Annotated in this window: 18 protein-coding genes; 6 read left to right on the top strand and 12 right to left on the bottom strand. The window is 67.9% G+C overall.

Translation table 11 applies throughout. The annotated features are described in order from the left end of the window. Positions 1-47: 47 nt before the first annotated feature. The 4 genes from JUB11_RS12135 to JUB11_RS12150 all read right to left on the bottom strand — a co-directional run bounded on the left by JUB11_RS12135 (position 48) and on the right by JUB11_RS12150 (position 3,970). Positions 48-1,445: a PleD family two-component system response regulator gene (locus tag JUB11_RS12135; protein ID WP_207458805.1), complete on the bottom strand. Its 1,398-nt coding sequence runs from the start codon at positions 1,443-1,445 to the stop codon at positions 48-50. 28 nt (positions 1,446-1,473) lie between these two features. Continuing rightward, complete coding sequence (locus tag JUB11_RS12140; protein WP_207458844.1) at positions 1,474-1,860, bottom strand: response regulator; 387 nt, start codon at positions 1,858-1,860, stop codon at positions 1,474-1,476. A gap of 207 nt (positions 1,861-2,067) precedes the next feature. Then, a complete protein-coding gene (locus JUB11_RS12145) occupies positions 2,068-2,769 on the bottom strand; it encodes a GGDEF domain-containing protein (RefSeq protein WP_207458806.1) in 702 nt (233 codons plus the stop codon). Between the two features lie 220 nt (positions 2,770-2,989). After that, positions 2,990-3,970, bottom strand: coding sequence for a D-glycerate dehydrogenase (locus JUB11_RS12150; RefSeq protein WP_207458807.1), 981 nt, complete (start codon positions 3,968-3,970; stop codon positions 2,990-2,992). A gap of 141 nt (positions 3,971-4,111) precedes the next feature. Between JUB11_RS12150 and JUB11_RS12155 the strand changes: the two genes are divergently transcribed. Further along, on the top strand, positions 4,112-4,975 hold the full coding sequence (locus JUB11_RS12155; protein WP_348771416.1) for a cell envelope integrity EipB family protein: 864 nt from the start codon (positions 4,112-4,114) through the stop codon (positions 4,973-4,975). A gap of 133 nt (positions 4,976-5,108) precedes the next feature. Next, positions 5,109-5,327, top strand: coding sequence for a hypothetical protein (locus JUB11_RS12160; protein WP_207458808.1), 219 nt, complete (start codon positions 5,109-5,111; stop codon positions 5,325-5,327). Between the two features lie 124 nt (positions 5,328-5,451). On the opposite strand, the gene aspS is transcribed toward JUB11_RS12160, so the two are convergent. Further along, a complete protein-coding gene (aspS, locus tag JUB11_RS12165) occupies positions 5,452-7,290 on the bottom strand; it encodes an aspartate--tRNA ligase (RefSeq protein WP_207458809.1) in 1,839 nt (612 codons plus the stop codon). 164 nt (positions 7,291-7,454) lie between these two features. Between aspS and rnd the strand changes: the two genes are divergently transcribed. Both rnd and JUB11_RS12175 read left to right on the top strand, forming a co-directional pair. Beyond that, positions 7,455-8,609 carry a ribonuclease D gene (rnd, locus tag JUB11_RS12170; RefSeq protein ID WP_207458810.1) on the top strand — a complete coding sequence of 385 codons (1,155 nt, stop codon included), beginning with the start codon at positions 7,455-7,457 and terminating at the stop codon, positions 8,607-8,609. 346 nt (positions 8,610-8,955) lie between these two features. Next, positions 8,956-10,245 carry a hypothetical protein gene (locus tag JUB11_RS12175; RefSeq protein WP_207458811.1) on the top strand — a complete coding sequence of 430 codons (1,290 nt, stop codon included), beginning with the start codon at positions 8,956-8,958 and terminating at the stop codon, positions 10,243-10,245. A gap of 60 nt (positions 10,246-10,305) precedes the next feature. On the opposite strand, the gene JUB11_RS12180 is transcribed toward JUB11_RS12175, so the two are convergent. Together JUB11_RS12180 and JUB11_RS12185 are read right to left on the bottom strand one after the other, a co-directional pair. Next, positions 10,306-11,814 (bottom strand): Ppx/GppA family phosphatase, encoded by a 1,509-nt coding sequence (locus tag JUB11_RS12180; protein WP_207458812.1) that lies wholly within the window; start codon positions 11,812-11,814, stop codon positions 10,306-10,308. A gap of 32 nt (positions 11,815-11,846) precedes the next feature. Beyond that, positions 11,847-13,994, bottom strand: a complete 2,148-nt coding sequence (locus tag JUB11_RS12185; protein ID WP_207458813.1) for an RNA degradosome polyphosphate kinase — start codon at positions 13,992-13,994, stop codon at positions 11,847-11,849. A gap of 199 nt (positions 13,995-14,193) precedes the next feature. Between JUB11_RS12185 and JUB11_RS12190 the strand changes: the two genes are divergently transcribed. Continuing rightward, complete coding sequence (locus JUB11_RS12190; protein WP_207458814.1) at positions 14,194-14,715, top strand: histidine phosphatase family protein; 522 nt, start codon at positions 14,194-14,196, stop codon at positions 14,713-14,715. A gap of 202 nt (positions 14,716-14,917) precedes the next feature. Next, a complete protein-coding gene (locus tag JUB11_RS12195) occupies positions 14,918-16,453 on the top strand; it encodes a CYTH and CHAD domain-containing protein (RefSeq protein ID WP_207458815.1) in 1,536 nt (511 codons plus the stop codon). A 22-nt stretch (positions 16,454-16,475) separates the two neighbouring features. Here the strand turns inward: JUB11_RS12195 and JUB11_RS12200 are convergent, their stop codons facing one another. The 5 genes from JUB11_RS12200 to JUB11_RS12220 all read right to left on the bottom strand — a co-directional run bounded on the left by JUB11_RS12200 (position 16,476) and on the right by JUB11_RS12220 (position 20,318). Beyond that, entirely contained in the window at positions 16,476-16,961 is a 486-nt protein-coding gene (locus JUB11_RS12200; protein WP_207458816.1) for a MarR family transcriptional regulator, read from the bottom strand. 207 nt (positions 16,962-17,168) lie between these two features. Then, positions 17,169-17,948: an SDR family oxidoreductase gene (locus JUB11_RS12205; protein ID WP_207458817.1), complete on the bottom strand. Its 780-nt coding sequence runs from the start codon at positions 17,946-17,948 to the stop codon at positions 17,169-17,171. Positions 17,949-17,986: 38 nt separating this feature from the next. After that, entirely contained in the window at positions 17,987-18,634 is a 648-nt protein-coding gene (locus JUB11_RS12210; RefSeq protein WP_348771417.1) for a DnaA/Hda family protein, read from the bottom strand. 65 nt (positions 18,635-18,699) lie between these two features. After that, complete coding sequence (locus JUB11_RS12215; protein WP_207458819.1) at positions 18,700-19,761, bottom strand: AI-2E family transporter; 1,062 nt, start codon at positions 19,759-19,761, stop codon at positions 18,700-18,702. Further along, the gene (locus JUB11_RS12220) at positions 19,758-20,318 is read right to left on the bottom strand and encodes a CDP-alcohol phosphatidyltransferase family protein (RefSeq protein ID WP_207458820.1); all 561 of its coding nucleotides are present in this window, start codon (positions 20,316-20,318) and stop codon (positions 19,758-19,760) included. The genes JUB11_RS12215 and JUB11_RS12220 overlap by 4 nt, the downstream gene beginning before the upstream one ends. Positions 20,319-20,342: the final 24 nt, after the last annotated feature.

The raw sequence follows: 20,342 nt of genomic DNA on the forward strand, positions 1-20,342 counted from the left end.
TTCTGGCACAAGGCGGCTGGCTGTCTAGCGCGGCTGACCGGCGCTTCTCAGCGCGCCGGCGCCGCGGCTTGAGCCGCCTCTGACATGATGCAGTTGCGGCCCGAGCGCTTGGCTTCGTAAAGAGCCTCGTCAGCGCGGCGGACGAGGCTTTCGGCGGTGTCGCCGGCCCGCCCGCCGACCGCGATCCCGACGGAGACGGTCACCGGGATGCTGCCGACCTCAGCCGAGATTTCGAAGGGGGAACCGGCGATGCGGTCGCGAAGGCGTTCCGCCACGAGCAGGGCCGCTTCACCGTCGCTGTCCGGGAGGATGACGATGAACTCCTCCCCGCCCAGCCGCGCGACGAGGTCGAAGGTGCGCAGGTGGCGGCTGGCGCGCGCGGTCACCTCGCGCAGCACCTCGTCGCCGATGCCGTGGCCGTAGGTGTCGTTCACGACCTTGAAGTGGTCGATGTCGAACATCAGCAGCGACACGGGCTTGTTGCTCTCGATGGCTCGCTCCAGCAGCCGCGGCAGATGCGCGTTCACGTAGCGCCGGTTGAACACGCCGGTGAGGCTGTCGGTGAGAGCCATCGACAGGCTCTGCTCGTAATTGGAGCGCAGCCGCTCCTGGTAGCGCTTGCGGCGGAGTTGGGTGCGCGCCCGGGCGAGCAGCTCGTTGCGGTCGAGCGGCTTGATCACATAGTCGTTGGCGCCGAGTTCGAGCCCCTTGGCCACGCGGGTCAGGTCACCCTCGTCCGCCACCAGCAGGATGGGAACCTGCCGCGTGCGGTCCTGCGACCGGAGCTGCGAGCACAGGCGCAGCCCATCCTCGTTCAACAGGGTAAGGCTGATGACGACGAGGTCGAAGTCGCCAGCGAGCGCCTGCTCCATCGCCTTGGCGCTGACGTCGGTCGCCACGATCTCCGCCCGGTCGCGCTGGAGCGTTTCCGTGATCTTTTCCACGTCGAGCGCCGAATCCTCGAGCACCAGCACACGGCCTCGCTCATGCGATTCGCTCTGCAGGGTGCCGGCCCGCTCGATGACGCCGAAATGGCCGGACGTGCTCTCGCGCAGCCGCCATTCGTCCATCATCATCTTCAGCCGGACCAGCGAGCGGACGCGCGCGAACAGCGCGATGTCGTTCACCGGCTTGGTGAGGAAATCGTCCGCACCCGCCTCCAGCCCGCGGACCCGGTCGGCGACGTCCGACAGGGCTGTGACCATGACCACGGGGATGTGCATGGTCGCCGGGTCGGACCGAATCTTCTCGCACACCTCGAAACCGTCCATGCCCGGCATCATCACGTCGAGAAGCACGATGTCCGGAGCCTCCCTGCGGATCTGCTCGAGCGCTTCGGGACCGTTGTAGGCCGTGATGACGTCGAAATATTCGCGCGTCAGCTTCGCTGCGAGAAGCTTGACGTTCGGCAGAACATCATCGACGACCAGAACACGTGCTGACATGAAAAGATCCGGTTTTGTTAGGGCGCTATCAGGCCACAAACTTCTGAACGGTTTCTAAAAACTTCAAAACCGAGATGGGCTTCGCGATGTACTCCTCGCAGCCGCCCTCGCGGATCTTTTCCTCGTCGCCCCTCATCGCGAAGGCCGTGACGGCGATCACCGGGATCGACCGCAGCTCCGCGTCTTCCTTCAACCGCCGCGTGACCTCCAGCCCGGACACCTCCGGAAGCTGGATGTCCATGAGGATGAGGTTCGGCCGGTGCTGCCGCGCCAGTGACAGGGCGTCCAGACCATTGGCCGTCTGGATCGTCTCGTAACCATGCGCTTCCAGAAGGTCCTGAAAAAGCTTCATGTTCAACTCGTTGTCCTCGACGATGAGGACACGCTTCCCCGGCCTGTCTTCCGCCGCCACCATGGGCAGGCTATCCGCGTGGGCAGACAATGGAACCCCTCCTTAGACTGGCCGTCCTGCCGGGACGGTATCAACTCCCGCCTCAGCTACGCGCATTGGGGGAGATACCTATCCTTTCTTCATAGATGCGGAGGGTTAATTTCTTATTACCGAAAGGGGGTTCCCCATGAAATGCCAAGCTCCCGGTTGCCTCTCGCGCCTGCCCGGCGGTCAGGCCGCGCGGCGCATGGCCCGGCGCTCCCGCTTGTCTGCGTACATGCCGATGTCGGCGAGGCGCAGCACCTCCTCCTCCTGGTCCTCGGCGCCATAGGGCTGGATGCCGAGGGAGAAGCGGATGGGCAGTTCCACCCCGTTCCAGGCGGCGCGGGCATCGCGGGCGGCATCCGCGATCTGGCGCGCGCGGGCGGCGCCGGTGTCCGGGTCGGTGTTGGTCAGCAGAACCGCGAACTCGTCCCCGCCCAGCCGGGCCACCACGTCCGCCGCGCGGACGCTGCCGGCCAACAGCCGGGCGACCTTCCGCAGATAGGCGTCGCCGGCCAGATGGCCGTGGGTGTCGTTGATGGCCTTGAAGCCGTCGAGATCGACCAGCATCAGGACCCCGCCGGCGGCATCGTTGCGCCGGGCCGCCGCCAGCTCGCGCCGGAAATGGCTCGCGAAGCCGCGGCGGTTCAGCAGACCGGTCAGCTCGTCCGTCATGCTGAGGCTTTCGAGATAGGCGATGCGCTCCTGCTGCAGGGCGATCATCTCCCGCGCCTCGGCCAGCATGGCAAGCGCGTCGTCCAGAGGCCGCGCGGCCAGGGTGTCGGCCGACGCGGAGACGCCAGGATAGGGGAAGCCCGGCCAGGACGCGGAACGGGCGGCCTTGGCGACGGCGGACTTCTTCGACACCCGGACGGCTGCGCTGGCGCTCATGGATCGGCTCCTCTTGCTCGGCGGAACGCTTCACCCACCACCGAGCAACGGCCATGCCAACGATCACCTCCCTGATTTTGCTCTATTTTTCTTGGACGGCCCGACTGGTGCCGCAGTCCCTGCCCGGCAGGTTTTTCCCCGCCGGCCGCCCAGGCCGGAAAATATGACCAGGACGGGCGGGTCGGAACGGAGCCGGGCGGGACGGAAGGCGGCCGCCGGCTCAGGCCACTTGGTCGGGAGGAGCGGCGCCTGCGAAGAAGGCGTCGAGGTTGTCCAGTGCCCGGAACCCCATGGCGTTGCGGGTTTCGATGGTGGCGCTGCCGAGATGGGGCAGCAGGAAGCAGTTGGGGAGGGTGCGGTAACCGGGATGCAATTTGGGTTCGTTCTCGAACACGTCGAGCCCGGCTGCCCGCAGCCGCCCCGACTTGAGTGCTGCGATCACCGCCTCGTCGTCGATCACGCTGCCCCGCGCCGTGTTGACCACGATGGCGCCCGGCGGCAGCTTCCCGATGCGCTCCGCGTTCAGCCAGTGGTGCGTGTCGGGCGATGCCGGGAAATGGAGCGACAGCACATCGCACACCTCCAGCATCGCTTCCGGATCGGCGTGGAAGACCGCGCCCGATTCGAATTCGGCCGGCAGGCGACGGCGGTTGCTGTAGTGGATCGCCATGCCGAAGGCGCGGGCGCGCTGGGCCACCGCGCGGCCGATCCGGCCCATGCCGACGATGCCCAGGCGCTTGCCCCCGAGATGCGTCCCCAGGAGCTGGGTCGGCTTCCAGCCGGTCCAGGCGCCGTCGCGGATCATCCGCTCGCCCTCCGACGCGCGGCGGGCCGCACCGAGCATGAGCAGGAGCGCTATGTCCGCGGTGGCGTCGGTCAGCACGTCGGGCGTGTTGGTCACCAGGATGCCACGCGCCTTCGCCGCCTGCACGTCGATGTGGTCGGTGCCGACGGAGAAGGTCGCGATGATGCGGACGGAATCCGGCAGGGCGGCGATCGTCTCGGCACCCATCCGGTCGCCCGCCACGCACAGGATCGCGTCGGCGCCCTCGGCCCGCGCGGCGATCGCGGCACCGGCCAATGCTTCGTCGGACGGGTCCTGGCGGACGTCGTATCCACCCGCCGCGCGGGCCTCCACATCCTCGGGCAGGCGGCGGGTGATCAGCAGGACGGGGCGACGGGCGCCGCTCTGGTCGGGCATGGGTGAGGTCCTTCGCAAGTCGATGGCGGGGATCAGGGTTGCCTGGATGGATACAGGAAAAGGCGCCGGGGGTCTTCCGAACGGCCGGTGAAACACCCATAATCCAAAGCGAGACTTCAATCATCCGTGGATGTCGAACCCGTGGCCCTGCCGAACCGCCGATCCGCCGCCCGCCTCGCCGCCTCCCTGGCCATCGGCACGCTGCTGACCACCGCCATGGCACCCGCGGTCCCCTCGCCCGCGCTGGCGGCCGGACCGGCTGCCGGCGGCATCCAGCCGCACCGCGCGGTCTACGCCATGTCCCTGATGTCGGCGCGCAACGGCTCCAACGTGTCCAACGTCAGCGGCCAAATGAGCTTCGAATGGGACGACGCCTGCGACGGCTGGACGACCGAGCAGCGGTTCCAACTCCGCTTCGCCTATGCCGAAGGCGAAGAGATGAACATGACCACCCATTACGTGACGTGGGAGGCGAAGGACGGGTCGCGCTACCGCTTCAACGTCCGCAAGACGATGAACGGCGAAGGGGACGAGGAGGTGAGCGGCACCGCCCAGCTGTCCAAGGACGGAACCGGCAAGGCCGCCTTCACCAAGCCGGAGGCCAAGCAGATCCCTCTTCCCGCCGGCACCATGTTCCCGTCCGCTCACACGCTGGCCATCCTGGACAAGGCGCAGGAAGGAGAGAATTTCTTCACCCGCACCATCTTCGACGGCGCCGAGGACGAGGGCGTCACCGAAGTGAGCGCCGTGATCGGCAAGCCGGCGCAGCCCAACCAGACGACCCGCGACAAGGCCGGCAACGCCCTGAAGCTCGACGGGCAGACCAGCCTGCCCGTGCGCATGGCCTTCTTCCCGAGCGACAGCGATTCCGCCCAGCCGGAATATGAGATGGGGCTCCACCTGCTGCGCAACGGCATCGCTGAATCCATGCAGATCGACTATGGCGACTTCGCCGTGAAGGGTGTGCTGGAAAGCCTGGAGCCACTGCCGCGCACCGGCTGCTGACGGCGGCGGTTCCTGCGGGCTATCCCTGCCAGGAAATTCACGCTCTGTTGATGAAGATCGGGCAAGCTGCGAACAAGTTGCGCGGCGCCCGGAGTAGCCGCGCGGAACATCATCCGCCGCGAAAGGCTGGGCCATGAGCAAGAAGAGAGTCGAGATCGGTCAGGTCTTCCAGTCCGTGGGGTCGCCGAACGGCCGGACTTGGCGCGTCAGGTCCACCCGCACGCTTTACGGCATCCTGCATGCGGAACTCGTCAGCACCGAGGACGAGGGCGACGCGAAAACGCTGAGCTGCCTGATCCTGGCGGATTCGAGCCACTACCGCCGCATCGAGGCGCAGGGCGCGGCGGTCTGAGGGCGGCCTTCCCTCCCCCTTTCGGGACGGGAAGCGACCCTCCCGCGGCCGGTCACGCCGCAAAGAGAAAGCCCCCGCCGGTGACGGCGGGGGCTTTCTCGTTCGGTCAGCTTACTGCCCCGGCTTACTGGGCCGCCTTCGGACCGTCCGCCGGAGCGGCGGGGGCCTTCGGCTTGGGCAGGTCGAGCTTCAGGTGAAGTTCCTTCAGCCGGCTGGCATCGACCGGGGCCGGCGCCTGCATCAGGAGATCCTCCGCGCGCTGGTTCAGCGGGAAGGCGATGACCTCGCGGATGTTCGGCTCGTCGGCCAGCAGCATGACGATGCGGTCGATGCCCGGTGCGGAGCCGCCGTGCGGCGGGGCGCCGAGCTTGAAGGCGCTGAGCATGCCGCCGAAGCGGGCTTCCAGCTCCTCCGCGCCATAGCCGGCGATCTCGAAGGCCTTGTACATGACTTCCGGCAGATGGTTCCGGATGGCGCCCGAGGACAGCTCGATGCCGTTGCAGACGATGTCGTACTGGTAGGCCTTGATGTCGAGCGGGTTCATGGTCTGGAGCGCTTCCAGACCGCCCTGCGGCATCGAGAAGGGGTTGTGGGAGAAGATGACCTTCCCAGTCTCCTCGTCCATCTCGTACATCGGGAAGTCCACGATCCAGCAGAAGCGGAAGGCGTTCTTCTCGATGAGGTCCAGCTCCTCGCCGATGCGGGTGCGGGCGAAGCCGGCCAGCTTGGCGGCGGCGGCCGGCTGGTCGCAGACGAAGAAGACGGCATCGCCGTCCTCCAGCCCGGCGAGCTTGCGCAGCTCGGCCTGGGCGGCCTCCGGCACGAACTTGGCGATCGGGCCCTTGCCGCCGGCGGCCTCGAACAGGATGTAGCCGAGGCCCGGCGCGCCCAGTCCGCGCGCCCAGTCGTTCAGCTTGTCGAAGAAGCTGCGCGGCCGGTCGGCGACGTTCGGGGCGCGGATCGCGCGCACGACACCGCCCTTGTCCACCACCTGGCGGAAGGCGCGGAACTCCACGTCGTCGCGCTTGAAGACTTCGGTCACGTCGGTGATGACCAGTGGGTTGCGCAGGTCCGGCTTGTCGTTGCCGTATTTCAGCATCGACTCGGCGAAGGTGATGCGCCGGAAGGGCGGCTTGTCCACCGCGGGCGGGGTCTCGCGGCGGAAGCCGCCGAACTCGTCGAACAGGCCGCCCAGCACCGGCTCGATCGCCGCGAAGACGTCGTCCTGCGTGACGTAGGACATCTCGAAATCGAGCTGGTAGAACTCGCCCGGGCTGCGGTCGGCGCGCGCGTCCTCGTCGCGGAAGCAGGGGGCGATCTGGAAGTAGCGGTCGAAGCCGGCGACCATCAGCAGCTGCTTGAACTGCTGCGGCGCCTGCGGCAGCGCGTAGAAGCGGCCGGGATGGTTGCGGCTCGGCACCAGATAGTCGCGCGCGCCCTCCGGCGAGGAGGCGGTGAGGATCGGCGTCTGGAACTCGGTGAAGCCCTGGTCGATCATGCGGCGGCGCGCCGAGGCGATGACCTTGGAACGCAGAATGATGTTCTCGTGCAGGCGCTCGCGGCGCAGGTCGACGAAGCGGTAGCGCAGGCGCACGTCCTCGCCCGTGTCCGTGTCCTGGTTGACCGGGAACGGGATCTGATCGGCCTCGCCCTGCACCGTCAGTTCGGCGATCTGCAGCTCGATGCGGCCGGTCGGCATCTTGTCGTTGATGGTATCGTCCGTGCGCTTCACCACCTTGCCGGTCACCGTGATGACCGACTCCAGACGGAGGCGCTCCGCGGTCTTGAAGGCCGGGTTCGACGTGTCGACCACGCACTGGGTCAGGCCATAATGATCGCGCAGGTCGATGAACAGAAGCTGTCCATGGTCGCGCTTGCGGTTGATCCAGCCCGACAGGCGGACGGTCTGCCCGGCATTTTCCTCGCGGAGCTGACCGCAAGTGTGCGTGCGGTAGGGGTGCATGGTCGAAACACCTTAAAAAACGTCGAATTTCAGCGCGAAACGGCGGGGCGACACACCACACCGAAGGCGCCGGATTGTCAAGAAGCCATCCGAGGGCCGGCCCGGTGAAAATATGGCCGAAGCGCGCACTTTCGCGCGCGCTTGCGCTCGTGTATGAAACGTTCATGACGCTGATCACGACCACCGACGCCCTGGACTCCTTTTGCCGCTCGCTCGCGGGGACCGAATACATAACGGTCGACACCGAGTTCCTCCGCGAGAAGACCTACTGGCCGCAACTTTGCCTGGTGCAGATCGGGGGGCCGGACGGCGCGGTCGCCATCGACCCGCTGGCCGAGGGCATCGACCTGGCGCCGCTCTACGCGCTGATGGCGGACCCGAGCATCCTGAAGGTGTTCCACGCCGCGCGGCAGGACGTCGAGATCTTCCTCCACCTGTCGGGCAAGATTCCGGCCCCGCTGTTCGACACTCAGGTCGCCGCCATGGTCTGCGGCTTTGGGGAGAGCGTCAGCTACGAGACGCTGGTGACCAAGCTCGCCGGCGCGCGCATCGACAAGTCGAGCCGCTTCACGGACTGGTCGCACCGCCCATTGACCGAGCGGCAGCTGACCTACGCGCTGGCCGACGTCATCCATCTGCGCCCCGCCTACGAGAAGCTGAAGCGGCGCCTCGCCCGCACGGGCCGCGCCCATTGGCTTGAGGAGGAGATGGCGGTGCTGACGCAGCCCTCCACCTACCAGGCCGATCCCGAGACGAGCTGGATGCGGTTGAAGGTGCGGACCAACAAGCCGCGCTTCGTCGCCGTGCTGAAGGAACTGGCGGCCTGGCGCGAGCGCGAGGCGCAGCGCCGCGACCTGCCCCGTTCCCGCGTGCTGCGCGACGAGGCGCTGCTGGAGATCGCGGCGAACGCCCCGGCGACGGTGGACGATCTCGCCCGCACCCGCGGTCTGGGCCGCAGCATCGCGGAGGGCCGGCAGGGCACCGACATATTGGCCGCCGTGCAGCGCGCCACCGACATTCCGGAATCGGAGCTGCCGCCGCTGGAGCCACGCGAGGAGCCGCCGGCCGGGCTTCAGCCGACGGTGGAGCTTCTGCGCGTCCTGCTGAAGATGAAGTGCGAGGAGAACAACGTCGCGCCAAAGCTCGTCGCCTCCTCCAGCGACCTGGAAGCCATAGCGGCCGACGATGCCGCCGACGTCCAGCCAATGCATGGCTGGCGCCGCGAGCTGTTTGGCGAGGACGCGCTGGCCCTGAAGCATGGACGTCTGGCCCTCTCGATCGTGGACCGGCGGGTCCGGATCATCCCCGTGGCGCAATAAAGGCGCCCAGCCCCGCCAAGATGCATCGCGCATGGGCGCTTTTCGCCCAAACCCATGCATGGAGATCCGTGCATGCAGGTCCGTGCACGGCGCGCACTTGCAACATTTCGCCGCAATTCGAAGAAAAATCGTTTTATTAACGACGCATTAATGCCTAGGGCGGACGATTGGTGCTAAAATCAGAAGGCCTGTCCATGCCTTCCCGCTTTCGTTGAGGCCATACAACGGGTTCATCCAGGGCTGTTTGGCGGACATCGGGCGGCGGCTTGCTCCTTCAGGGGGGCTGCTGGGCGGGGAGCTAAGGACCGGGCGCATGCGGCGCCGCAGAGGGCAGGAGATTTCGGCGATGAACAGGTTCGACGGCAGAGCACCGATGGGACGGGACCGCGTCCGGCTGTCCACGTCGGAGAAGCAGGCCGCCGTCGCCGCCGCGAAGGACGCCCGTCCGGAATTCGACAACGACAAGCTGCTGAACCTGCTGCGCTCCGCGAAGAGCGAATTGCAGGGCATGCGGCTCATCCACATGCACCTGTCGCTGCTGAAGGACCGTGATCCCTCCAGCCAGATGATCGTGCGCACCATCATCCAGGAGCTGGCGACCAAGGCCTCCTTCCTTCAGTCCTTCAACATCTCCAACGGCGACGTCATCATCCTCTACAAGGGATTGAAGCTGACCGGCGTGACCGACATCTGCCAGAAGGTGGAGCAGGTCTTCCTGTCCAAGACGACGTTGACGGGACCGAACCCGTACAAGGAATATTCGCTCTATTCCATCATGGAGCTGGCGTTGAACTTCATCAACGTCATCCGTTTCATGGAGGATCTGCAGGCCGGCGAAAGCGGTGGTGGCGTCACGGAAACCAAACCGCCGATCACGCTGGAGGAGCTGGGCAAGCTCGAACGCTCGATGCAGATGTTCGACCTGTCGCCCTTCCTCTTCAACCAGGCGATCGCCAGCCTAACGCCCGACGCCACGGACGAGATGGAGTATTACGAACTCTACATCTCCATCAAGCTGCTGCAGGAGCGGCTCTGCCCGGACTACGACATCACCGCGAACAAGTGGCTGTTCAACTACTTCACGGCCAATCTGGACCAGTCGGTGCTGCGCGCGCTCAACCACGGCATGAGCTTCATGCGCGGGCGGCGCATCGGCATCAACATCAATCTCTCGACGGTCATTTCCACGGGATTCGTGAAATTCGACGAGCGGCTGCCGATCGACTTCCGCGGGCAGGTCGTGCTGGAAATCTCCAAGGGCGACCTCATCGAGAACCTCTCGCTCTTCAACGAGGTCGTGGACTTCGCCCAGGACCGCCGCTACGGGATCGCGGTGGACGGGCTGAACCCCTTCTGGGTCACGAACTTCGACCTGGAATATCTGAACGCCGATTATGCGAAGATCTTCTGGTCCACCGACATGCTTGAGATGGACCCGGCCTTCGAGAAGCACTTCTTCGACCGGATCGCCGAGCAGGACCGCTGCAAGTTCATCCTGGCGCGCTGCGACAGCGTGTCGAGCCTCGTCTACGCGCAGAAGGCCGGCATCAAATTCGTGCAGGGCCGCGCGGTGGACAACATCATCCGCAAGGGCGTCAGCGTCCGCGACGCCATCGCCCACGCGAAGATGGTCTGAACGGAGCGGAAGGGACCCGGGCTTTCCGGGGTCCCTTCCCTGCCGCCGCCCTTATTTTCCTTATTCCGCCGCCTGGGGCCGCGCGACGAGCATCTCGCCCTTGCGGTTGAGCGCCTTCGCCAGGGAGTCAAGGCGGCGCTGCACCACCTCGCCGCCGGGAACGCTGCCGTCCTCCGGCAGGGTCAGCAGAAGGCTGTCCCCGGTCACCCTCAAACTGGTCCGCTGCAGCAGAGCCGAACCGCCGCCGGTCAGCGTGTGCGCCAGCCGCAGGGCGAGACCGAGCACGAGCGCCTTCGTCGCCTGCGCGTCGGAGAGCAGCGAGCGCGCGCCCGACGTCAGCGCCCCATCGAGCACGCCCGCGTAGCGAGCGTGGCCGGTCAGCGCCAGGAAGGCGCGCTCCGGATGGTCCACCGCCGGGAAGGGGAAGCGCAGGATGCGCAGGAAGGCGTGCTCCGCCCGGTAGTCGGGATGGTCCACCCAGCCGACGTCGGTCAGCGTGCAGGCCGCGTGGCGCAGCCTTTGCGCCGCGTCGTCCTCCCCGGCGAACAGGCCGGCCGTCCAGGCGAAGAGCTGCGAGGGGTCGCTCAGCCGCCCGAAGCGCGTCGTCCAGTCGTCCGCGGCGGACAGCAGCGGGTCCTTCAGCCGCTGCTCCGGGGTCAGCAGCGACAGCAGGTGCCCCTCGCGCAGGCCGTAGGCCGAGAAGACCACGTGCGAGGGCTGGGCCGCGCGCAGCAGCCGCTCGAACACCAGCGCCGCGAAGGGAAGCGTGTCGCCCCGGCGGCGCGAGCCCGACAGCTTCTCCAGCGACGACTTGCTCTGCCTGGCGATCAGCGCCGCGAAGTCACGGGCCTCCGACGCCGGCATGCGGTAGCCGTGGATGATGTGCAGGGGGTGGTTCACCTGCTCCATGTGCAGCTTGGCGAGCGCCCGCCAGCTTCCGCCCACCGGGTGGAAGGGCCGCCCCTTGGCCGTGCCGAGCCAGTCCAGCCGCTCGAAATGCTTGTCGACGTACTTCGCCAAGTCGCCCTGGCGGAGCCCCGTCTCCATCAGCCGCAGCGGCCCGAGCGGCGTGGTCACCTGCTCGCCGATCTCGCCGCGGGCGAGCGCGACCAGCTCCAGGCTGCCGCCGCCCAGGTCGCCGACCAGCCCGTCCGCGCCCGGGGTGCCGGACAGCACGCCCATGGCGGAAAGCTGGGCCTCCCGCTCGCCGCTGATCACCTGGACCTGGAGGCCCGTCCGCCGCCCGACCGCCTCGACGAACTCGGCTCCATCATCGGCATCGCGCACGGCGGCCGTCGCCAGCACGTCCAGCCGGCAGACCCGCATGCTGTCGGCCATGACGCGGAAACGTTCCAGCGCACCCAGCGCCTGGACCACCCCCTCGGGGTTGAGACGGCCCGTCTTCTCCACGCCGCGGGCCAGCCCGCACAGGAGCTTCTCGTTGAAGATCGGCATGGGCGCGCGCTTCAGCCCGTCATAGACGACGAGGCGGATGGAGTTCGAGCCGATGTCGATGACCGCCACCCGTTCGTCCGTGCCGCAGCCCGGGGATGCCTGATCGTTTGCCATGGAACGCGCCGTCTCCCCTGGATGGAACCTGCTCAGGACACGGTCCGGAGCTTCAGCCTCGGCGGGGTGCGCTTGGCCGTCAAGGCGCTGCCCCGGCCCGACAGACTCGGGTTGGTCATGAAGTAGTTGTGTGCACTGAACGCGTCCGGACCCGCCTTGATCCGGTGGTAGGTGCCGTCAGGGCCGAGAAGCCAGGTGCCGGTCTCGTCCTTGAAGTTCGCCACCATGATCTGGTCGAGAACCTGCTCGTGGACGGTGGGGTTTTCAATCGGAACCAAGGTCTCGATGCGGCGGTCGAGGTTGCGCGGCATCCAGTCGGCCGAGGAGATGTACAGCTTGGCATGCGGGCTCGGCAGGCCGTGGCCATTGCCGAAGCAGATGACGCGGCCATGCTCCAGGAAGCGGCCGATGAGGCTGTGCACGCGGATGTTCTCCGACAGCCCCTTCACGCCCGGCCGCAGGCAGCAGATGCCGCGGATCACCATGTCGATCTGGACGCCTTTGCGCGACGCCTCGTAGAGCTTGTCGATGATCTCCGAATCGACGAGTGAGTTCAGCTTCACCCAGATCTGAGCCGGCCGGCCCGCCTCGGCGTGGGCGATCTCCGCGTCGATCAGCTCCACCAGCCGTTTGCGCAGCGTGATCGGCGCGATGGCGATCTTCTCCAGCACCTTCGGAGTCGCGTAGCCGGTCATGTAGTTGAACATCGCCGCCGCGTCGTGGCAGAGCGCCGGGTCGCAGGTGAAGAAGGACAGGTCGGTGTAGATCTTCGCCGTGATCGGGTGATAGTTGCCCGTCCCGAAATGCACGTAGGAGCGCAGCGCCTTGTTCTCGCGCCGCACCACCATCGACACCTTGGAGTGGGTCTTCAGGTCCACGAAGCCGTAGACGACCTGCGCGCCGGCGCGCTCCAGGTCGCGCGCCCAGCGGATGTTCGCCTCCTCGTCGAAGCGGGCCTTCAGCTCGATCAGGGCCGTGACCGACTTGCCTGCCTCCGCCGCCTCAATCAGGGCGGCGACGATGGGGCTGTCCTTGCTGGTGCGGTAGAGCGTCTGCTTGATGGCCGCGACCTGCGGGTCCTGCGCCGCCTGCCGGATGAACTGCACCACCACGTCGAAGCTCTCATAGGGGTGGTGGACGACGATGTCCTTGTGCCGGATCGCCGCGAAGCAGTCGCCACCGAAGTCGCGGATGCGCTCGGGGAAGCGGGCGTTGAAGGGGCGGAAGACGAGGTCCGGCCGCTCGTCCACGATCAGGTGGCGGGTGTCCGACAGGCCGATCAGCCCGTCCAGAACGAAGACGTCGTCGTTCGACACATGGAGCTGGTGGCGCAGGAACTCGCGCAGGTCGGCGGGCATGCCGGCATCGGTGGCCAGCCGGATCACGCTGCCCCGGCGGCGGCGCTTCAGCGCGCTTTCGAAGGTGCGGACCAGATCCTCGGCCTCTTCCTCGATCTCGATCTCGCTGTCGCGCAGCACGCGGAACACGCCGTGCGCCTTCACCTGGAAGGGAGGGAACAGCCGGTCGATGAAGAGCATGACCGTGTGTTCGAGCTGGATGAAGCGGATGTCCGAGCCCGGCAGGCGGATGAAGCGGTCGAGCTGTGCCGGCAGCGGCACCAGCGCGTCGATGTCCTTGCCCTTGTCGGGCGCATGGAGCTGAAGGGCCAGCGAGAAGCCGAGGTTCGGCAGGAAGGGGAAGGGGTGGGCCGGATCGACCGCGATCGGCGTCAGGAGCGGGAAGATGTCGTCGAGGAACTTGGCCTCCAGCCAGTCCTTCTCCCCCTCCGTCAGCTCGTCCCCGTCGAGCACGGAGATGCCCGCCTCGCGCAGGTCCTCGCGGATGGTGCGCCAGATCCCCTGCTGGCTGTCCATCAGCTCGATGATGCACTGGTTGACGGCGGCGAGCTGCTGAGCCGGGGTCAGGTTCTCCGGACTCGGCGTCTTCACGCCGGCGGCGACCTGCCCTTTCAGGCCGGCCACGCGCACCATGTAGAACTCATCGAGGTTGCTGGCCGAGATGGACAGGAAGCGCAGCCTCTCCAGGAGGGGGTGATTCGGGTTCGTCGCCTCCTCCAGGACGCGCTGGTTGAACGCCAGCCAGGAAAGCTCACGGTTGATGAACCGCTCCGGCGCGTTCGGGTCGATGGCAATAACCTCTTTTTCCTGAACAATGGTCACGGCGGCCTCGGGCAATCTTCTGGCTGGGGAAGCGGGATCTCTGTCCGGCAGGGCGCCGACACTATACGATCAAGGTTACGGTTTTGAGACAACCGCGCAACTCCCCACGCTCTCCGGTTCATATCGGATGACAAACAGCCCCGGGGGCTCTCCGTCACGCGCCTTCCTTGGGCAGGACCGCCCGGTATCGAGGACCCTGATGAAAACGCTGTACCTGCTGCGCCACGCCAAATCCGCCTGGGACGCCCCCGCCCTTCCCGACCACGACCGGCCGCTCGCCGGGCGCGGCGAACGGGCGGCACCGCTGGTCGGCCGCTATCTGAAGGAAAAAGGGGTGCTCCCCGATCTCGTGCTCTGCTCCACCGCCCGGCGCGCGCAGGACACCTGCGCTCTGGTGCTGGAGGCGATGGGAGCGGACCAGGCGCCGGTCGAGCGGGAGCGGCGGCTCTATCTCTGCGGGGCTCAGGTTCTGCTCGACCGGATCCGGGAAGTGCGGGACGAGGTGTCCTCGCTGATGCTGGTGGCCCACAACCCCGACCTTCACCGGCTGGCTTGGGACCTCGCCGGAAGCGGCGATCCGGCCGCGCGCGAGGCGCTGGAAGAGAAGTTTCCGACCGGCGCCTGCGCGATCCTCCTGTTCGAGGGACGAAGCTGGCGCGAGATCGCCCCGGCGACGGGCCGGCTTTTGGATTTCGTGCGGCCCCGCACGCTCGAATCATGAGCGCGTGCGGTGGACACGCAATAAAATTGAATGCGGCTTAACGCGCGGAGGCGCATGCGCTATGTCGGTGAAACGCCCCCGCAGACCCAAGGACCCGCCGCCTTTGCCATCCCAGACGCCCGCGCCTTCCCAGACATCGGACCGGGCCCCGAACCAAACGCCGGCCCGGACGCCGGCGAAGAAGCCCGTTCCGGCGGCGCCCATGCGCGAGGTCGAGCTGAAGCTCCATGTGGCGCCCGGCGACCTGGAGCGGATCGCCTCCCTGCCGGCGGTGCTGGCGGCGGCCGATGGCGGGCCGGTAACGCGCCGGCTGCGGACCGTTTATTTCGACACCCCGGACCTTCGCCTCTTCGCAACCGGAGTCGCCCTGCGCGTCCGGCGGGAGGGGGACGGTTTCATCCAGACGGTGAAGACGGTCAACGACGGCAACGCCGGCGATTCGGCGGGCGTGGCGGTCCGGCGGGAATGGGAATGGGCGGTGGCGGGCGAGACGCCGAACCTGTCGCTGCTCGACTCGGAGGGCGTCGCCGCACTCGTTCCCGCCGACGCGCGCGGCGCGCTTCGCCCCATCTTCTCGACCGATTTCCGGCGCACGGCGATCCTCGTCCGCCCCGACGCGCTGACAGCGATCGAGGTGGCCCTCGACGAGGGAGAAATCCTCGCCGGAACGCGCCGCACGCCGATCAGCGAACTCGAGCTTGAACTGAAATCCGGCCGTGTCGCCAGCCTGTTCGCCCTGGCGTCGCTGATCCAGAAGACCGTGCCCCTGCGCATCGGCACCGACAGCAAGGGGGAGATCGGCTACCGGCTCGCCACCGGCCGCCCGCCCCGCCCGGTGCTGCCCGAGCCGCTCGGCCTCTCTCCCGTGACCACGGTGGCCGAGGCCTTCCGTCACATCCTGCGCCACGGCCTGCGCCATCTCCTCGCCAACGAATCCTGCGCGCTGGCCGACGGCGACGTCGAAGGGCTGCACCAGATGCGGGTCGCGCTGCGCCGCCTTCGGACAGCGCTCGCCCTTTTCGCCCCGCTGGTGGGCTCGGAGGACATCGGACGGCTTCGCGGCGAGTTGCGCTGGTTCGCCCGGCGCCTCGGCCCGGCGCGCGGCTGGGACGTCCTGCTGTGCAACACGCTGGGGCCGCTCGCGGCGTCGGGGAAGGCACCGGAGGGTGCCGACGCATTGCTCGCGCAGGCGCGCGACGCCCGGCGCAAGCCGGTGGAGCGGGCGTTCGCGGCCATCGCAGACCCGCGCGCCACCGCGTTCCTTCTGGGGCTCGGTGCCTGGCTGGAAGAAGGCCGCTGGTACGCCGACGCGCCGGCCGACATCCGCGCGCTGTTCGACCGGCCCATGTCCGATCTTGCCGGAAGCTGGCTCACCGGCCGGCTGCGCAAGGCGCGCGCGGCCGGGAAGGGTCTGGAGTCGCAGGATGCCGCCGGGCGCGAAAGGCTGCGGCGCCAGCTTCGCAAGCTCGGCTACGCGGCGAATTTCTTCCAGGGGCTTTACCCGCCCGCCAGGGCGCAGGCCTTCAACGAGCGGCTGAAGCCGCTGCTCGACGCGCTGGACGCGGAGCATGACGCCGTGGTGGCGCGCAAGCTGCTGCGCGGGCTCGGCCAGGATGCGCCGGACCACCGGGCGGCCATCGACGCCGTCCTGCGCGGGCTGGAGCGCCGGGGCGAACGGCGGCGCAAGGCCATGAAGGGACTCTGGAAAGCCTTCCGGGACACCGACGCCTTCTGGTGACGCCGGGGGTGGAGGCCTGAGATCAGGCCTCCACCTTCTCTTCCACGGCGGCCTGCTTCTCCGCCTTGCAGCAGCCCTGGCCGAGCACGCGCTCCCGCAGGGCGACGATCCGCCTTTTCAGTTCCTGCGCCTCCTCGACGTCTCCGTCGAAGGCGTCGCGGACCCAGTCGGGAATGCAGTTCGCCTTCTTGTGAAGCTCCCTGCCCTTCTCGGTCAGGCGCACGCGCACCTGCCGCTCGTCGGCCGAGTCGCGGGCGCGCTCGACGTAACCGGCCGCCGCCAGCCGTTTCAGCAGGGGCGTCAGCGTGCTGGATTCCAGGAACAGCTTCTCGCCGATCCGCCCCACCGTCTGCTCATCCTTCGCCCAGAGCACCACCATCACCAGATACTGGGGATAGGTCAGCCCCAGCCCGTCCAGCATCGGCTTGGACGCGCGGTGGATGGCATGCGCCGTCGAATGGATGGCGAAACACAGGAATTCATCGAGTCTCAAACTGTCATCGGTCATGATGTGCCTCCTTCAGTCACCTATATAAATCGTTCGCGACTTAATCGCACGAACCATTCACGCATGACTGAGGTGCCCGCACCGACGCCTTCGCATGGCGATGCCGCCCACGGAACCGGTGCACCGGAACCCGGGCATGAAAAAAAGCGGGCCGCGGCCCCGCCGCAGCCCGCTTTTCCGAAGCGGACAATCCCCTCGCCAGCTGCCTTACAGCGTGCCGGAGAAGGACCCGCCGTCGAGCAGCATGTTCTGGCCGGTCATGAAGCCGGCATGAGCCGAGCAGAGGAAGGCGCAGGCGGCGCCGAACTCCGCGGGATCGCCGAAGCGGCCGGCCGGGTTCTGCTTGCGGCGCAGGTCCATCTCCTCGTCGATGCTGCGGCCGGCGGCCTTGGCCGATCCCACCATGGTGCCGCGCAGCCGGTCCGTCTCGAAGGGACCCGGCAGCAGGTTGTTGATCGTCACGTTGTGCCGGACCGTCTGTCGCGACAGGCCCGCGATGAAGCCGGTCAGTCCGGTGCGGGCGCCGTTCGACAGGCCGAGATGCGGGATGGGCGACTTCACCGACCCGGAGGTGATGTTGACGATTCGCCCGAACTTGCGGTCGATCATACCGTCGACCGTCGCCTTGATCAGGAAGATCGGCGCCAGCATGTTGGCGTCGAGCGCACGGATCCACTCGTCGCGATCCCAGTCGCGGAAATCGCCGGGCGGCGGGCCGCCGGCGTTGTTCACGAGGATGTCGGGTTCCGGGCAGGCCGCCAGGGCCGCCGCGCGCCCCTCCTCCGTCGCGATGTCGCCGACGGCGGTGGTCACGGTGGCGCCGGTCGCCTTGCGGATCTCCTCCGCCGTCGCTTCCAGCAGGTCGGCGGTGCGGGCGGTGATGGTGACGGCCACGCCCTCGCGGGCGAGCGCCATGGCGCAGGCCTTGCCCAGTCCCTTGCTCGCCGCGCAGACGATGGCGCGGCGGCCGGCGATTCCCAGATCCATTGTTCTTTCCTCTTCGGTCTTCTTCGTTCGGTCGGCGTTCAGCCGCTTTTCCCGGGCGCGGCGGCCTTCGCCCGCTCCAGCGCGGCCAGTACCTCGCGCGCCAGAGGCACGGTCACGGGGCGGTGCGCCGCCAGGGACGCGTGATCCATCGCCGCGACCACCCGGCGCGCGGCGTCAAGCGAGCGTTCCATGCGCGCCAGAAGATAGCTGACGACCTCCACCCCCGGATGGAGCTGGCGGTCGGCGAAGATCTTCACCAGCACGGCGGCGAGCAGCGCGTCGTCCGGCGGCTCGACCCCGACGGCGGGCGCGGCCCGGAGGCGCGAGCGCAGGTCGGGAAGCCGGACGCGCCAGCGTGCCGGCGCGATGCGCGACAGCAGAAGCAGGTGCCCGCCCGAATCGCGCGCGAGGTTGTAGAGGTGGAACAGCGCCTCCTCCCGCGCCGGTGAGCCGGCGACGCGGTCGGCGTCGTCCACCACCACCGCGTTGGCCGGCGCCAGCAGGTCCGGCAGGCCGGCCGTGTCCAGATCGGCGCCCTGCGCCACGACGGCGCGGCTGCGGGCGCGCCAGACATGGCCCAGATGAGTCTTGCCGCAGCCGTCCGGCCCGAACAGGGCGAGCGCCGGGGCTGGCCAGGAGGGCCAGCGGTCGAGCCACGCCACGGCGTCGGCGTTGCTGGGCGTCACGAGAAAATCCTCTCCTCCCATGGCGGTCCGGTGCCCGAGGTCCAGGGGGAGCTGCGCCGCCGGGTTCATGGGAGGGTGCCGCGGTAATAGGGGCTTTCCATGTAGCGCCCCAGCGCGAAGCGGGCCAGCACGCCGATCACCGCCGCCACGGGCACGGCGAGCAGCACGCCGACGAAGCCGAACAGCGACCCGCCGGCCAGCAGCGCGAAGATCACCCAGACCGCGTGCAGCCCGACCCGTTCGCCCACGAGCTTCGGCGTCAGCACGTTGCCCTCGACCGCCTGGCCGAGCAGGAAGATCGCGACGACGATCCCGACCCGCCAGAGGCTGTCGAACTGGAGCAGCGCCAGCCCGGTGCTCGCCACGAATCCGAAGAGCGAGCCGACATAGGGGATGAAGGACAGGATGCCGGCGACCAGCCCGATGACGAGGCCGAAATCCAGCCCGGCCGCGGACAGCGCCACGGCGTAGAAGAGACCCAGCACGATGCATACGGTCGCCTGCCCGCGCACGAATCCGGCCAGCGTCTCATTCACCTCGCGCGCCTGGGCGCGGATGGTGCCGATGTGATGGCGGGGCAGCCAGCTGTCCACCTTGGCGACCAGTATGTCCCAGTCCCTCATCAGGTAGAAGGCGACGACCGGCGTGATGAACATGACCGACAGAACGTCGAACAGGGCGACGCCGCCGGACAGGATGCGGCTCAGCACAGCGCCCACCCAGGACAGGGCGTCGCCCGCGTAGTTGCCGGCGGCATCCCGCAGCCGCGCCACATCCTGCGGCGACAGGCGCCGGACCAGCTGGTCGATGGTGGGCATCAGCCGCTGGCGCACGGAGGTGGCGTAGCTCGGCAGGACCTCGGCCAGATGGGTGGCCTGCGCCCGGACCAGCGGCACCAGCAGCAGGACCAGCAGCACGATCAGCACCAGGAAGGACAGCAGCACCAGCGTGGTGCCGAGCCAGCGCGCCAGCCCAAGCCGCTCCAGCCGGTCGACGAGGGGATCCAGGAGATAGGCGATGGCCAGCCCCGCCACGAAGGGCAGCAGCATGTCGGCCAGCACCCAGAGCGCCAGCGCGAACACCGCGAAACCGATCAGCCAGAAGCGAATCGGATTGGCCGGATTCACGAAACGCCTCCGTGGCGGTTGAACAGCAGGCCGCCACGGTACACGTAGGCCACGCCCGACGCCACGGTGGTCGCGGCGCAAAGCCAGATCAGCAGCGGCATGACCGTCGTCCCGAACATCTCCGGCAGCGGCCAGCCGAGACCGGCCGGCGCAAGAACCGCGGTCACGAGGACGAGCTGCACGACCGTGTTGACCTTGCTGATGTAGGCCGGCTGCATGGCCAGCGACTCCTTCAGCGTGTAGGCCAGCAGCACGCCCCCGACGATCATGATGTCGCGGAAGACCACCAGAATGACCAGCCACAGGGGCAGCGCGTCCACATGCCCCAGCGCCACGTAGACGCTGACCAGCAGGGCCTTGTCGGCGATGGGGTCGAGATAGCCGCCGAGCACGGTGCGCGCCCGGCACATGCGCGCCACGGCGCCGTCCAGCGCGTCGGACAGGCCGGCGGCGACGAACAGCCAGAAGGCCCAGTACAGGTCGCCCGACAGGATCAGATAGACGGCCAGCGGAACCGACAGGAGGCGGGCGAAGCTGATGATGTTCGGAATGCTCACTCTGATCCCTTTGCCGTCATGGAG

Origin of the sequence: Azospirillum sp. SYSU D00513, from assembly GCF_017356015.1 — a bacterium.
Classification (GTDB): domain Bacteria; phylum Pseudomonadota; class Alphaproteobacteria; order Azospirillales; family Azospirillaceae; genus Azospirillum.

What these genes read in the sequence shown, in the direction of transcription:
- JUB11_RS12135 (WP_207458805.1), bottom strand. Translation starts at nt 1,445, where the DNA reads ATGTCAGCACGTGTTCTGGTCGTCGATGATGTTCTGCCGAACGTCAAG.
- JUB11_RS12140 (WP_207458844.1), bottom strand. Translation starts at nt 1,860, where the DNA reads ATGGTGGCGGCGGAAGACAGGCCGGGGAAGCGTGTCCTCATCGTCGAG.
- JUB11_RS12145 (WP_207458806.1), bottom strand. Translation starts at nt 2,769, where the DNA reads ATGAGCGCCAGCGCAGCCGTCCGGGTGTCGAAGAAGTCCGCCGTCGCC.
- JUB11_RS12150 (WP_207458807.1), bottom strand. Translation starts at nt 3,970, where the DNA reads ATGCCCGACCAGAGCGGCGCCCGTCGCCCCGTCCTGCTGATCACCCGC.
- JUB11_RS12160 (WP_207458808.1), top strand. Translation starts at nt 5,109, where the DNA reads ATGAGCAAGAAGAGAGTCGAGATCGGTCAGGTCTTCCAGTCCGTGGGG.
- aspS (WP_207458809.1), bottom strand. Translation starts at nt 7,290, where the DNA reads ATGCACCCCTACCGCACGCACACTTGCGGTCAGCTCCGCGAGGAAAAT.
- rnd (WP_207458810.1), top strand. Translation starts at nt 7,455, where the DNA reads ATGACGCTGATCACGACCACCGACGCCCTGGACTCCTTTTGCCGCTCG.
- JUB11_RS12175 (WP_207458811.1), top strand. Translation starts at nt 8,956, where the DNA reads ATGAACAGGTTCGACGGCAGAGCACCGATGGGACGGGACCGCGTCCGG.
- JUB11_RS12180 (WP_207458812.1), bottom strand. Translation starts at nt 11,814, where the DNA reads ATGGCAAACGATCAGGCATCCCCGGGCTGCGGCACGGACGAACGGGTG.
- JUB11_RS12190 (WP_207458814.1), top strand. Translation starts at nt 14,194, where the DNA reads ATGAAAACGCTGTACCTGCTGCGCCACGCCAAATCCGCCTGGGACGCC.
- JUB11_RS12195 (WP_207458815.1), top strand. Translation starts at nt 14,918, where the DNA reads ATGCGCGAGGTCGAGCTGAAGCTCCATGTGGCGCCCGGCGACCTGGAG.
- JUB11_RS12200 (WP_207458816.1), bottom strand. Translation starts at nt 16,961, where the DNA reads ATGACCGATGACAGTTTGAGACTCGATGAATTCCTGTGTTTCGCCATC.
- JUB11_RS12205 (WP_207458817.1), bottom strand. Translation starts at nt 17,948, where the DNA reads ATGGATCTGGGAATCGCCGGCCGCCGCGCCATCGTCTGCGCGGCGAGC.